General features: G+C 69.0%; 3 protein-coding genes. 1 reads left to right on the forward strand and 2 read right to left on the reverse strand.

Features of this window, described 5'->3' with window-relative positions:
• The coding region (locus ACO1X9_RS06945; RefSeq protein ID WP_486350090.1) for a GGDEF domain-containing protein at positions 1-281 on the forward strand (281 nt) is incomplete at its 5' end.
• A 31-nt stretch (positions 282-312) separates the two neighbouring features.
• Here the strand turns inward: ACO1X9_RS06945 and ACO1X9_RS06950 are convergent.
• Positions 313-1,170: a ferritin-like domain-containing protein gene (locus ACO1X9_RS06950; RefSeq protein WP_486350091.1), complete on the reverse strand. Its 858-nt coding sequence runs from the start codon at positions 1,168-1,170 to the stop codon at positions 313-315.
• A gap of 10 nt (positions 1,171-1,180) precedes the next feature.
• Positions 1,181-3,508 carry an SDR family oxidoreductase gene (locus tag ACO1X9_RS06955; RefSeq protein ID WP_486350092.1) on the reverse strand — a complete coding sequence of 776 codons (2,328 nt, stop codon included), beginning with the start codon at positions 3,506-3,508 and terminating at the stop codon, positions 1,181-1,183.
• Positions 3,509-3,653 lie beyond the last annotated feature (145 nt).

Consider the following 3,653-nt stretch of genomic DNA (forward strand, 5'->3'; position numbering starts at 1 on the left):
ACATCATCGGGCGTTTCGGCGGCGACGAGTTCATCGTGCTCTGCCCCGACACCGACCACGACGACGCCGCCCACATCGCCGAACGGCTGCGCGAGGCGATCGCCGAGCCGATGCCGTGGCTGCCCGAGGGTTTCGCGGTTTCGGCGAGCGTCGGCGTCGTCGTGCAGCGCGTCGTCCCCGACGCCCGCCCGACCACCGACGACCTGCTCGAGCTCGCCGACAACGAGATGTACCGGGCGAAGAACTCCGGTCGCAACCGGGTGAGCCTCACGGCGTACTGAGCCCCCGCATCCCGCTCGCGGGCGGCGCGGATCAGACCGTGACGGTCTCCGCGACGTGGTCGGACTCGGGCGTCGCACGCTCGTAGCCGGGGCCTTCGGCGGGGATGCCGTGCTTGTCGAGCGCCGACTCCACGATCGTGAGGCCCTCCATGCCGGGGAGCTTCGCGATGTGCGAGTCGATGTCGCGGATCAGGCGACGTCCCTCGGTGCCGCCGAAGAGCTGGCCCATCACGTGCTTCACCTCGGACTCGGACGAGATGCCCGACCCGACCGGCGCCCACGCCTTGCGGAGGGCGAAGCGCGCGATGACCTGCGCCTTCTTGCTCTTCGCGAGGCGGTCGCGCGCCTGGGTCGCGTAGAACGCGACGTGCTTCGTCTCCTGCTGCGCGATGCGCTTCAGGAGCTCGGCGAGCACGGGGTGGTTCTCCTGCTTCGCCATGCGGTGGTACGCGGCATTCGCCGACCACTCGTTCGCGGCGCCCCAGGCCATGTGCACGGCGACGAAGTCGTTGCCGACGAGCCCGCCGAGGAGCGACTGCTTGATCGGGTCGAGCCGGTCCTTCCAGCCGAGCTTGAGGCGCGTGGCCTTGAGCTCGTCGTAGTCGACCGAGATCCCGTGCTTGCCGAGGACGGCGGCGAGCGCCTCGCCGTGCCAGAACTCCTCGCGGTTCCACATCGTCATGAACGAGCCGATCTCCGGCTCCTTGTGCGACGGGGTGGTGAGCAGATCGCGCAGGTAGCAGACCGTGTGGTACTCGACGTCGCACATGTAGCGCAGCACACGGAGGCTCTCCGGCGGCAGCGGGTCGGTCTCGAACGCCTCGAGGTCGAGGTCGGTCCAGGTCACCGGCTCGGATTGAGCGGTGTACCTGTCGATGTCGAACGCCACGGGTGCTCCCTTAGTCGGAGGGGGTCGTCTCAGAGGGCTTCGGAGCCACGGAGGACACCGGATTGCCGTCCATCAAAGCACGCCGAGGTGAGCGCATGCCCTTCTTCCAGTTGTGCACCGGCCAGTGACGCTTCTGCGCCTCCTTGGCGAGCTGCGGATCGGGGTTCACCGCGGTGGGATGTCCGACCATCTCGAGCCAGCCGAGGTCGGCGTGACTGTCGCCGTAGCCGTACGACGCGGCGAGGTCGGCACCGTGCTCCTTCGCGTACCGGGTGAGCCACGCGGCCCGGGACTCATCGACGATCGGAGGCTTCGTGAGGTAGCCCGTGAGCACCCCGTCGCGCTCATGCATGTGGGTCGCGACGACTTCGTCGAAGAGGTTCTCGAAGGGTTTCGCGAGCAGTCCGATCGAGCCGGAGACGAGCACCGTGCGGTGACCGGCCGCCTTGTGCGCGTTGATCTGCTCGAGCGCCGCGACGCTCGTGTGCCGGCGCATCGTGTCGCCGTAGCCACCCGCGACGATCTTCTCGAGACGCGCGACCGGCATCCCCTCGTAGCGCCGCAGGAAGGAGCGGATGAACTCGCCGCGGTTGCGCCGCTCGGCACGCAGGTAGCCGGGCACCGACCCCAGGATGCGCGCGACCTCGGCGGGCCAGGTCGCCTTGCGGAATCCGGCGGAGCGCACCCAGAGGTACTGCTGCACGATGTTCGAGTCGACGACCGTGCCCTCCATGTCGAAGATCGCGAGCACGTCGCCGCGCGGCGGCAGTTCGACGGCGCGAGTCGGGAGGGCGGCGGCGCGCTCGGCCTGCCGCGCCCGCGAGAACGCCTTGGTGAGCTTCGCGATCGCCGGGAAGTGCACGTTCTGGAGGTAGTCGTCCCAGTCGATCGCCGCGATGTCGAAGCCCTTGTCGGCCTTCTCCTTCGCCGGCAGCGCATCGTGCAGGGCCTTGAGGTTGGAGTCGTCGAAGATGAGCTCGGTCTCGACGTAGACGCGGTAGAGCGAGACGAAGTTGCGCAGGGTCGCGAGGTCGGCGACGCCCTTCTGCAACTGGGCGAGGGTCTTCTGCGACGCCTTCGTCTTCGGCAGGATGCGCAGGGCGCGTTCGCCGGCTTTGACGCGGCGCTCGAGTCGGCTGATGCCGCGCTCGACCTTCTCGGGGCCGGGGAAGCGCCACACCGGCACCGGGATCGGCTTGCCGTTGCGGTCGGTGAGCGGGTTCTTCTCGAAGAACTGGTGCACGTTCTCGTACATCTGGTGGAACGGCACCGGGTTGCTCGCGCCGGAGGCGACGTGGAAGTACTCCGGTTCGCCCTTCTTCGGCGGATTGGCTGCGGCGGCGATGATCGCGTTGACGACGTAGTCGACCGGGATGAGGTCGAGGATGCTGTCGGGCAGCCCGGGGAACTCGGGGAGTTGACCGCGACCGTAGGCCATGATCAGCGGATCGGCGACTTTGAAGCCGTCGATCCAGCCGGGGAACGGATGCTTCAGGGCGCTCTCGATGATCGCCGGACGCACGACCGACAGGCGGTGATCGCGGCCCCACAGCTCTTCGGCCGCCCGCTCGGAGAACGCCTTCGAGAGCGTGTAGACGTCGGTCCAACCGAGGCTCTGCGCGCGCGTGCGGCCGGCATCCACCAGCTCCTGGCGCACCCACGCGATGCGGGCGATCTCACTCCACTTCGCGACGGCCTGCGGGCCCTCCTTGCCGTGCTCGGCCTGGGCGGTCTTCATGAACTCGCGCAGGCGATGCGGCTCGCGCGACTCGTTCTCGATGCGACGGTGCGCGTCGAACGACGACGCGTACTCGGCGCGCCAGTCGACGTCGTGCTTGAGGCTCGTCTCGGGCGCGACGCCCTTGCGCAGCCCCTGCACGTAACACGTGGAGACGTGCACGACGCGCGGGTCGCCGCCCGCGGCGCGCACGTTCTCGTAGAGGTTCATGGCGCCGCCGATGTTCGCCTCGAACGACTCGTTGATCGGATCGTCGAACGACACGCTCGCGGCGCTGTGGATGACGAGGTCGACGTCCTTCGGCACCGTGAAGGCCGAGGTCAGTCCACCCTCCACGACCTTGATGCGGTTCTTCACCGCGTCGTCGATGCCCTTCTCGCCGACCTTCTCCCGCCACGCGGCGAAGACGGGCTTCTTGAGCAGGCCGCGCACACGGTCTTCCGCCGTGGCGCCGGCCTTGACGCGCACGAGGATCGACACGGTCATGCCGGGGTGGACGCTCAGCAGACGCTCGAGCACCGCCTGGCCGACGAAGCCGGTGGGGCCGGCCAGGAAGACCTTCGCGTCGCCGAGATCGGTGGTCGCCTTCTTCGGGGTCACGGGACCAGTCTCGCAGCCACGGTGGGGCCGAGGGGAGCCAGGCCGGGCAGAGCGGCGACCGCGGAGGCCAGTTCGGCGGCGCGCGCGGCGCCCCCGTCACCTCCGAAGACCGTGGCCTCGAAGAAGGTGCGCTCCTCGGCGGGAC

Source organism: Pseudolysinimonas sp. (genome assembly GCF_057350545.1).